The sequence below is a fragment of the Eikenella sp. NML99-0057 genome, assembly GCF_001648535.1.
In the GTDB taxonomy this organism is placed as follows: Bacteria; Pseudomonadota; Gammaproteobacteria; order Burkholderiales; family Neisseriaceae; genus Eikenella; species Eikenella exigua.
On sequence record NZ_LXST01000010.1, the window covers coordinates 1 to 8,709 of the forward strand.

Consider the following 8,709-nt stretch of genomic DNA (forward strand, 5'->3'; position numbering starts at 1 on the left):
TTTCTGCGTATAGACCCGCCAGAGAAACTTGGCGTTTTGTGCCGCTAATCTCATGCAAGGAGAGAGCAACGAAACCGATAGGCACAAAAAATGTGCACTGACGGGGCAGATATCCGCTTGTGATTTAATAGTGAGATCATCATAAACAAAACCCCCTGCAAATGCAAGGGGCTGCCTGAAACTATCCGGCCACATGGGCGATATCGTATTGCGCCTGCGACAGTTGGCCGTGCCGGTGCAGCCAGCCGGCCACTTCTGGCCACGAATACAGGGCAGAGCCGCTGCCCACCCCATACATCGGCGCAGGGAAGCCGCCGCCGCGTTTGCCGGTGGCGTAGTTGGAGAGGGCAGCGCGGGTCAGTCCGGCGCGGGCGGCCATCTCGGCCAAGGTAGCCACACCGGATTCCTGCAACACCAAATCGCCGAAACCGGCAGCACGGATATTGTCTAGGGCGCTGCGCACGGCAGCTTCGGCACTCTCGGCCTCACGGTCGAATTCGAGATATGGGGTTTGGTTATAGAAGCACAGCAGCGCATCGTCGCAGCCCGCTTCATACAGGCGGTCTTCTAAATCGTGCAGGTCGGTATCGCGGATGAGGATGCTGAAATGGTAGGTATTCATGGGTCACTCCTGTTCGGGCAGGCATTCGTTTACTTTACGGATGATTTGTTTGGCATGGTTTTCCGGATTGCGCGGTGTGCTCCACACGCTCATTTGGTGTTCGGTATGTCCTTGCAGACAACGCAAGCGGCAGAACGCATGGGCGGGCTTGCCGGCGGGAACAACCGCCCAGCCGTGCTGCTCGGCATAAGCCAATGCGGCTCTGATGTGTTTGTCGGGATGCTTGCCCATGCTGACTGTCCGATTGGTTAAGGTAGCCTGATTATAGTGAAAGTGTTTGCAGGTGTAAACAGGAAGAAGAAAGGAATCCCATAACATGGTTTTTTAAATACTGGAAGCCGCTGCTCGGCGGTGTGGTACTGCTGGCCGTGATATACGGCGAAGTGCAATACGGCAGGGCACGCTATCAGGTGGGCTACGATGCGGCCACGGCAGCCATCAATGCCAAACTGGCCGAGCAAAAGCAGAAGCATCAAAAAACCGCCCATGCGGCAAGCGTGGAATATCAACAAGAGAAGTCCGAAGCGGACGAGAAAGTGAGGGTAAGGCGTGAAGTGGTACAGCAAATTATCGAGCGGCCTGTGTTTACTGGCGATTGCGTTGATGCTTCCGGGGTGCAAGTCCTCAACGCCGCCATTGCCGAGCGCCATTGAGCCGCCGGCCGATTTGGCTATGCCCTGCCCCAGGCTGCCCGAATTGTCGGGAACAACGGGCAAGGTGATACTGCCGTGGGCGCTGGAAGTGGTGCATCTGTATAACGACTGTGCGGCACGGCATGACGGGTTGATCAAGGCATGGCCACGCTAGTCCAGCATTTACGCAATATCCGCCATATCAGGGCGGTAGTACACATTGAGCAGTATTCTTAAATCCTGGTGGCCGCTGATTTTTGCCAGCACTTCAATCGGTACTTTTTTGGATAAACGTGTGGGAGCTTCGCGGCGGGTATCGTGAAAATGCAGGTCGATAATGCCGCAGTTATCCCGCGCCCGCCTAAATAACACGTCCAAACTTTTGGCATCCACGTTAAATACCCACACATCATCAATGCTGCGCAGTTGCTCGAGCAGTTCCAGCGCACGCTTGGATAATGGCACGTCTCGGCTGTCGCCGTTTTTGGTAATCTGTAGATGGGCAAGGCGGCGCGTGAAATCCACATCTGCCCATTTCAGGCCGCAAATCTTGCCTGCCCGCATGGCAGTTTCGATGGTGAATAAAACGGCAATGGCTACCCGTTGTACAATCAGTTCCGACTTGCCGTCCGGCTGATATAAGAGAGCGGCGCAGATATTGGTAATCTCTTGTTCGGTTGGCCACCTAGTTCTCTCTCTGCCTTTTTTCGGGTTGCTGATTTTGCGTACGAGGTTCTCGCGCAGCAGCCCCCATTCTTTCATGGCATGTTCGCAGATGCCGGCTATCCTTTCAAGCGGGCATGTAAATCCTGCACACTATACACATCGAGGAGGTTGAAGCTTTTCATCCCTTCGCTCATGGCTTCGCCACCGGCCACGGTGGTGTATTGCGGTACGCGTTGGGTGAGGGCGCTGCGGCGGATGCTGTGGCTGTCGGCCACGGACTGCGGGCTGCTGGCCACGGTGTTTACCACCAGCGCGATTTCGCCGTTTTTAATCGCGTCCACGATGTGTGGGCGGCCTTCGGGCACTTTGTTGACCGCCTGCACCACCACGCCGTGCTCTTTCAGGTAGCCTGCCGTGCCGCGCGTGGCGCAGACGCCGTAGCCTAAGGCTTGGAAGTTTTGCGCGGTTTGGACGATGATCGGCTTGTCTTCTTCGCGCACGGAAAGGAAGATTTTGCCGGTGGCGGGCATGCGTTCTCCTGCGCCGAGCTGGGCTTTGAGGTATGCTTCGCTAAAGGTCTCGCCTACGCCCATCACTTCGCCGGTGGAGCGCATTTCTGGGCCGAGAATGGTGTCCACGCCGGGGAATTTGATGAAGGGGAACACGGCTTCTTTAACGGCATAGAAATCGGGGACGACTTCTTTTTCCACGCCTTGCTCTTGCAGGGAAATGCCTGCCATGCAGCGCGCGCCGACTTTGGCGAGCGGCACGCCGGTGGCTTTGGAGACGAAGGGGACGGTACGGCTGGCGCGCGGGTTCACTTCCAACACGAACACCACGCCGTCCTGCACGGCAAACTGTACGTTCATCAGGCCGACCACGCCCAGCGCGTAGGCCATGGCTTTGGTTTGGCGGCGGATTTCGTCTTGGATTTCTTCGCTGAGCGAGTAGGGCGGCAGCGAGCAGCCGGAGTCGCCGGAGTGGATGCCTGCCTGTTCGACGTGCTGCATGATGCCGCCGATAACGACGTCTTTGCCGTCTGAAACGCAGTCCACATCGACTTCAATCGCGTTGTTCAGGAAGAAGTCGAGCAACACGGGGCTGTCTTCGGATACCTGCACGGCCTCGCGCATGTATTTTTGCAACTCTTCGGCGGAGTGGACGACCTGCATGGCGCGGCCGCCGAGGACATAAGACGGGCGCACGACCAGCGGATAGCCGATTTCTTCGGCTTTGACGAGCGCTTCTTCTTCGTTGTGGGCGATGCGGTTGGGCGGTTGGCGCAAGCCTAAGTCGTTCAACACTTTTTGGAAGCGTTCGCGGTCTTCGGCGGCGTCGATGCTGTCGGCGGATGTGCCGATGATGTTCACGCCGTTTTCAACCAACGCGTTGGCGAGTTTGAGCGGGGTTTGGCCGCCGTAATGCACAATCACGCCCCACGGGTTTTCGGTGCGGACGATTTCCAACACGTCTTCCAGCGTTAGCGGCTCGAAATACAGGCGGTCGCTGGTGTCAAAGTCGGTGGACACAGTTTCGGGGTTGCAGTTGACCATAATCGTTTCAAAACCCGATTCGCGCAGTGCGAGCGCGGCGTGAACGCAGCAGTAGTCAAACTCGATGCCCTGACCGATGCGGTTCGGGCCGCCGCCGAGAATCATCACTTTTTTACGGTCGGAAGGACGCGCTTCGCATTCTTCTTCGTAAGTGGAATAGAGGTAGGCGGTTTCGGTGGCGAACTCGGCGGCGCAGGTATCGACGCGTTTATAGACGGGATGCAGCTTCAGCGCGTAGCGGTGTTCGCGCACTTCTTTTTCTTTTACTCCTAAAAGCTGCGCGATGCGTTTGTCGGAGAAGCCTTTGCGTTTCAGACGACGTAAGGCGGCGAAATCCAAATCTTGCAGGCAGCCTGCACTTACCTGCTGCTCTTCTTTCACCAAGTCTTCGATTTGCGCCAAGAACCAAGGGTCGATGGCGCAGATTTCGTGGATTTCTTCCAGCGTGAAGCTCGCGCGGAACGCGTCTGCCACAAACAGCATACGCTCGGGGCCGGGGTTAGCCAGTTCGCGGCGGATTTCCGCTTTGTCTTCGCTGCGCGGATTGAAGCCGCACAAGCCTGTTTCCAAGCCGCGCAGGGCTTTTTGGAAGCTTTCCTGAATGGTGCGGCCCATCGCCATCACTTCGCCCACCGATTTCATCTGCGTGGTCAGGCGGTCGTCTGCGGCAGGGAATTTTTCAAACGCAAAACGCGGGATTTTGGTTACCACATAGTCGATGGAAGGCTCGAACGACGCAGGCGTACGACCGCCGGTGATGTCGTTGCGCAACTCGTCCAGCGTAAAGCCGACAGCCAGTTTCGCCGCCACCTTCGCAATCGGGAAGCCGGTTGCTTTGGAAGCCAGCGCGGACGAACGGCTCACGCGCGGGTTCATCTCAATCACAATCATCTCGCCGTTTTCAGGGTTCACTGCAAACTGCACGTTCGAGCCGCCCGTGTCCACGCCGATTTCGCGCAATACCGCTAAGCTTGCGTTGCGCATGATTTGGTATTCCTTGTCCGTCAGCGTTTGCGCCGGCGCAACTGTAATCGAGTCACCCGTATGCACGCCCATCGGGTCGAAGTTTTCAATCGAACAAATAATGATGCAGTTGTCGTTCTTATCGCGCACCACTTCCATCTCGTACTCTTTCCAGCCGAGAACGGACTGCTCAATCAGCAGCTCATGTGTGGGCGACGCATCGAAACCGCGTTCGCAAATCGCCAAAAACTCGTCTTTATTGTACGCAATGCCGCCGCCCGAACCGCCCATGGTGAAAGACGGACGAATCAGCGTCGGGAAGCCGACCTGTTCCTGCGCCGCCAAAGCTTCGTTCATCGTGTGGCAGACAAAAGATTTTGGGCAGGAGAGGCCGATTTTCTCCATCGCCTCCTTAAAGCGGCCGCGGTCTTCCGCCTTGTCGATCGCGTCTTCCGTCGCGCCAATCAGCTCGACATTGTATTTCGTCAGCACGCCGTTGCGCGCCAAATCCAGCGCACAGTTCAGCGCGGTCTGGCCACCCATCGTGGGCAGAATCGCATCGGGCCGCTCTTTGGCGATAATCTTCTCCACCGTCTGCCACATAATCGGCTCGATGTAGGTAACATCCGCCATTTCAGGGTCGGTCATAATCGTGGCGGGGTTGGAATTCACCAGAATGACTTTATAGCCTTCTTCACGCAAAGCCTTACAGGCCTGTGCGCCCGAATAGTCAAATTCGCAGGCCTGACCGATAACGATAGGGCCGGCGCCGATGATAAGGATGGATTTTAGGTCGGTACGTTTGGGCATGAGTGGGGTCTCTAGTTCTAAGTTGTAAGAATATTAAAGGTCTAGTTCAGTATAAATTTCTTTATCTATTCTAAAATCATTTTTGTCTTCATCGGCAACAGCTATATATCTTTTGTGGCCACGTTCATCATATCTGTAAAATCTTTTTACTATTCCATCTTTATTAGGTTTGGGTTTAATTTCTAGCTCAAATTTCCCAATGATTAGTTTTTCAAAAACGCCTTTGTTAACAATAATGAATCCTTCAGACATATTATTATCCTCATCTTAATAATAATTACATTATTATGACATATGGTATCCCTGAAATATTTCCCCTGAAATATTTCCTAAGCAAGCCGTAGCCCGCATGTAGGGTGTGTGCGGTACGCCCGCACGCGTTCTCCATTTTCCCGGCAAACCCAACCCACCGCGTGCGTGCCTTTCGGCACATACCCTATTGACGGATTCAAAGGATGTTTGAATAGTCCTTGCTCCAAAAGGCTACCTGAAAATCGGCAAAATCCTTTTTAGCTTCGCAGAAACTCAGCCTTGCTCCGCAAGACATCTTTTTCAGGTAGCCTTTCTTTGGTGTTTAGCGGGAGCTCAGGCTGACGGTGAAGTCGGTTTCGCCGCGCGCGTCTTCGAAAAGGCCGATGTTGTAGCGGTGGGCCTGGCCGCAGGCGCGGACGGTCCACACTTCGCGCACCTGCAGGCGGCCGTGCACTTTGTGGGCGCTGTTGATTTTGCTGTGTACGGATTCGATATTGCGGCAATTGAACGAGGCGGCTTCGGCGGTGCGCACGACTTTGAGCACGTCGTCGCGTAGGATGTTGTCGCTGCCGAAAGTGGCGCTTTCGCCGCCGAAGGCTTGGTTGCCGAGGCTGGAGCAGGCGGAAAGGGCGAGGGCGGCGAGGAGGGGGATGAGTTTGCGCATGGGGATTCCTTAAATTCGGCAAAGATGGGGCGCGAGGCCAAATGCCGCCAATTATACGGCAATCTGTTTTGCTTTTCAGGTAGCCTGAGCAGTTATTTCTATCTGAATGAGGCTATCTGAAGCCGTAAATTAAAACTCGGTTCCGGCCAGCCACAGGCTCACGGCGAAGCCGATAAAGAGCAGGCCGGTGGTGGCGGTGCAGGCGGTGGTCACGTGGCGGTGGCGGCGGAACAGGTTGGCGAGGCGGTGGCCGGCGAAAACGAGCAGGGTGAGGTAGCTGAAGCTGACGGTTTGCATAACCAGTGCCAGCAGCAGGAAGGAGAGGGCGGGGTGCGGATAGGCGGGATCGACGAACTGAACAAAAAACGACAGCAAAAACAGGATGGCTTTGGGGTTGGTGAGGCTGAGCAGCAGGGCGCGTTTGAAGATGTGCCCGGCGGGCGGGGTGGGCGGCAAACCGGCTGCCAAAACGGGCGGCGGGGCAAACCATTTGCGCAATGCGCCGCGCAAGAGGCCGGAGCCGATGTAGGCCAGATACAGGCCGCCGGCGAGCTTCATGGCGTGAAATAGGGCGGGATAGAGCTTGAGCGCGGTGCCGGCGCCGAGTACGGTGAGCAGGATCAGCACTAAATCGCCCAGCAATACGCCGCATACGGCGCGGTAGGCTTTGCGCGCGCCGTGCTGTGCGGCTACGGAGAGGCAAAACATGCTGTTCGGGCCGGGCATAATGACGAGGATGATGGTGCCGATTAGGTAGGAGAGGGGATTGATGATGCCGAACATGGTTTTCAGGTAGCCTTTTATGGAGACGGCTATTTTAATGAGGCAGGCAGGGTGTAGGCTACCTGAAAACTATCTGCAAACTATCGCGCCGATTTATTCCGCCGTTTGCCTGTTGCCCCGCAGGCGGCTAAACTGCCCGCCAATTTGCACCCCTTCATTAAAGAGAACGCCATGTTTTTCATCCTCTCGCCCGCTAAAAACCTAAACGAAACCGCCGCCGCGCCCACCAAGGAACACAGCCCGCCCGCGCTGCTTGAGCAGTCTGCCATCCTGATGGCGCAACTGCGCGAGCTGGCGCCGCAGGATTTGTCGGCGCTGATGGGCGTATCGGACAAAATCGCCCGCCTCAACGCCGAGCGCAATGCGGCTTGGCAGCCGCCTTTCAGCCTGCAAAACGCCAAGCAGGCGGTGTATTTGTTTAACGGCGATGTGTATGAAGGCCTCGATGCCGAGAGCCTCGCCTCGCCGCAAATCGATTGGCTGCAAGGCCATGCCGGCCTGCTTTCCGGCCTCTACGGCCTGTTGCGCCCCTTAGATTTAATCCAGCCCTACCGTTTGGAAATGGGCACCAAGCTGACCAACCCGCGTGGCAAGGATTTATACGCCTTCTGGGGCAGCCTGATTACCGAATTGCTGGCCGAACGCATGGCCGAGGCGCAAACCGATGTGTTGGTGAACCTGGCGTCGCAGGAATATTTCAAAGCCGTGCAGCCGGCCAAACTCGGCGGCCGCCTGATTACCCCCGTGTTCCAAGACGAGAAAAACGGCCGCTACAAAATCATCAGTTTCTACGCCAAACGCGCCCGCGGCCTGATGCTGCGCTATGCCGCCGAACGCACCCTCACCGAGCCGGAGCAGCTGCTGGATTTCAACAGCGAGGGCTACGCCTTCTGCGCGGCGGCTTCTTCGGAAAACGAATGGGTGTTCCGACGCGGCGAGCAGTGATGCGCGGCAGGCCGTGATGGAGAAGCGGAGGCTACCTGAAATTTGGGAATGCAGCTGAGGGCGGCATTTTCATTTTGAGCCGGCGTTTTCAGGTAGCCTTTTGTCGAGCCCACACTAATCGGCTTTGCTGTTTTATTCCCCTTTGCCAACCGACAGCGGCGCATTGTTCCGCACCGCGTGCCGCCACATCAAGCAGGCTACCTGAAACCTAACCGGGCGTTTTCAGGTAGCCTGCAAGTATTTTGGGGAGAGCCCCTCGGGCAAATGTGGTTTTTATGTTACGTTTTTTCGCAGCGGCAACTCGGAGCTTGCTCGGCGCGTGAGGCCAGGTATCAAGCGGCTTTCAGGGCAACGGGTTGGGTGCTGGTTGAGTAATGTGTCAATTAAAAAAGGCAGCTAATTTGGCCGATTTGGCCGCCAGGGGAATTTATGGGTTTTTCAGCGGGCGATCAGGGTTTATAATCCGCCCAAAATTGAGTTGCGGTGCTGGCGCGCCGCGTGTGCGTAATAACGTATAGCTAAAGTCGTTTTCCTTGCCGTTCAATGAGTTATGGCAGAAAAGATTTTGGCTATATGCTTTTTTGAAAGGAACCAAAATGAGTTCTTTCGATGGTAGTTCTGCTGCGGCGGTGGCCGTGGCGCCCGCACCGGCTTCTTCTGGCGGCACCAAAGTGCGCCGTCATTTAAAGTCGCGCCATCTTTCCATGATTGCCATCGGCGGCAGTATCGGCACCGGCCTGTTTATGGCCAGCGGCAGCGCCATCCATATGGCAGGCCCGGGCGGCGCATTGGTGGCTTATGCCGCCATCGGCCTGATGG

Annotated in this window: 10 protein-coding genes and 1 pseudogene; 4 read left to right on the forward strand and 7 right to left on the reverse strand. The window is 56.2% G+C overall.

What is annotated here, in order from left to right; all coding sequences use genetic code 11:
* Positions 1-181: 181 nt before the first annotated feature.
* Both A7Q03_RS09095 and A7Q03_RS09100 read right to left on the reverse strand, forming a co-directional pair.
* Entirely contained in the window at positions 182-622 is a 441-nt protein-coding gene (locus tag A7Q03_RS09095) for a transcriptional regulator (RefSeq protein ID WP_067442036.1), read from the reverse strand.
* A 3-nt stretch (positions 623-625) separates the two neighbouring features.
* Positions 626-853 (reverse strand): hypothetical protein, encoded by a 228-nt coding sequence (locus tag A7Q03_RS09100; protein ID WP_067449237.1) that lies wholly within the window; start codon positions 851-853, stop codon positions 626-628.
* A 137-nt stretch (positions 854-990) separates the two neighbouring features.
* Here A7Q03_RS09100 and A7Q03_RS09105 point away from each other — a divergent pair, with 137 nt between their 5' ends.
* Positions 991-1,275, forward strand: a complete 285-nt coding sequence (locus A7Q03_RS09105) for a hypothetical protein (RefSeq protein WP_153705720.1) — start codon at positions 991-993, stop codon at positions 1,273-1,275.
* A 19-nt stretch (positions 1,276-1,294) separates the two neighbouring features.
* Entirely contained in the window at positions 1,295-1,429 is a 135-nt protein-coding gene (locus A7Q03_RS10785) for a hypothetical protein (protein ID WP_255361305.1), read from the forward strand.
* A gap of 8 nt (positions 1,430-1,437) precedes the next feature.
* Here the strand turns inward: A7Q03_RS10785 and A7Q03_RS09110 are convergent, their stop codons facing one another.
* From A7Q03_RS09110 to leuE, 5 genes are all read right to left on the reverse strand, one after another.
* Positions 1,438-2,016 carry a site-specific integrase gene (locus tag A7Q03_RS09110; RefSeq protein ID WP_067528538.1) on the reverse strand — a complete coding sequence of 193 codons (579 nt, stop codon included), beginning with the start codon at positions 2,014-2,016 and terminating at the stop codon, positions 1,438-1,440.
* A 20-nt stretch (positions 2,017-2,036) separates the two neighbouring features.
* Positions 2,037-5,246, reverse strand: a complete 3,210-nt coding sequence (gene carB, locus A7Q03_RS09115; RefSeq protein WP_067449241.1) for a carbamoyl-phosphate synthase large subunit — start codon at positions 5,244-5,246, stop codon at positions 2,037-2,039.
* 33 nt (positions 5,247-5,279) lie between these two features.
* Positions 5,280-5,498, reverse strand: coding sequence for a hypothetical protein (locus A7Q03_RS09120; protein ID WP_067442046.1), 219 nt, complete (start codon positions 5,496-5,498; stop codon positions 5,280-5,282).
* 322 nt (positions 5,499-5,820) lie between these two features.
* Positions 5,821-6,162: a hypothetical protein gene (locus tag A7Q03_RS09125; RefSeq protein ID WP_067449243.1), complete on the reverse strand. Its 342-nt coding sequence runs from the start codon at positions 6,160-6,162 to the stop codon at positions 5,821-5,823.
* A 129-nt stretch (positions 6,163-6,291) separates the two neighbouring features.
* Complete coding sequence (leuE, locus tag A7Q03_RS09130) at positions 6,292-6,945, reverse strand: leucine efflux protein LeuE (protein WP_067449245.1); 654 nt, start codon at positions 6,943-6,945, stop codon at positions 6,292-6,294.
* A 171-nt stretch (positions 6,946-7,116) separates the two neighbouring features.
* On the opposite strand from leuE, the gene yaaA reads away from it, so the two are divergent.
* Both yaaA and A7Q03_RS10680 read left to right on the forward strand, forming a co-directional pair.
* Positions 7,117-7,890 (forward strand): peroxide stress protein YaaA, encoded by a 774-nt coding sequence (gene yaaA / locus A7Q03_RS09135; protein WP_067449247.1) that lies wholly within the window; start codon positions 7,117-7,119, stop codon positions 7,888-7,890.
* Between the two features lie 596 nt (positions 7,891-8,486).
* Positions 8,487-8,709 (forward strand): annotated as a pseudogene (locus A7Q03_RS10680) (hypothetical protein); the annotation flags it as partial.

Bases quoted from the DNA above. Each gene is read 5' to 3' on its own strand.
- A7Q03_RS09095 (WP_067442036.1), bottom strand. From the start codon at position 622: ATGAATACCTACCATTTCAGCATCCTCATCCGCGATACCGACCTGCAC.
- A7Q03_RS09100 (WP_067449237.1), bottom strand. From the start codon at position 853: ATGGGCAAGCATCCCGACAAACACATCAGAGCCGCATTGGCTTATGCC.
- A7Q03_RS10785 (WP_255361305.1), top strand. From the start codon at position 1,295: ATGCCCTGCCCCAGGCTGCCCGAATTGTCGGGAACAACGGGCAAGGTG.
- A7Q03_RS09110 (WP_067528538.1), bottom strand. From the start codon at position 2,016: ATGAAAGAATGGGGGCTGCTGCGCGAGAACCTCGTACGCAAAATCAGC.
- carB (WP_067449241.1), bottom strand. From the start codon at position 5,246: ATGCCCAAACGTACCGACCTAAAATCCATCCTTATCATCGGCGCCGGC.
- A7Q03_RS09120 (WP_067442046.1), bottom strand. From the start codon at position 5,498: ATGTCTGAAGGATTCATTATTGTTAACAAAGGCGTTTTTGAAAAACTA.
- A7Q03_RS09125 (WP_067449243.1), bottom strand. From the start codon at position 6,162: ATGCGCAAACTCATCCCCCTCCTCGCCGCCCTCGCCCTTTCCGCCTGC.
- leuE (WP_067449245.1), bottom strand. From the start codon at position 6,945: ATGTTCGGCATCATCAATCCCCTCTCCTACCTAATCGGCACCATCATC.
- yaaA (WP_067449247.1), top strand. From the start codon at position 7,117: ATGTTTTTCATCCTCTCGCCCGCTAAAAACCTAAACGAAACCGCCGCC.